Raw genomic sequence first — 248 nt, forward strand, 5'->3', positions numbered from 1 at the left:
GCATAACCCAACAGCGCGAGAGGAATGCTGCACGCATTGTAGACGATAGCCAAAGCGAAATTTTGGCGGATCAGCACGGCCGCACGACCCGCCGTCGTCAGCGCGACCTTTATTCCGTCCATGTCTCCGTTGAGTAGGATGAAATCGGCGGCGCTGCGACCGATGTCGCTTCCTGACGCCGGAACCATGGAAACATGCGCGGTCTTCAGCGCGACCGCGTCGTTTATTCCGTCACCAATCATCATCAC

At 57.7% G+C, this 248-nt stretch carries 1 pseudogene; it reads right to left on the reverse strand.

The annotated features are described in order from the left end of the window. Positions 1-248 (reverse strand): annotated as a pseudogene (locus AF337_RS11505) (nitrogen fixation protein FixI); the annotation flags it as partial.

It is taken from the genome of Rhizobium ecuadorense (assembly GCF_001187535.1).
GTDB classification, from domain to species: Bacteria; Pseudomonadota; Alphaproteobacteria; order Rhizobiales; family Rhizobiaceae; genus Rhizobium; species Rhizobium ecuadorense.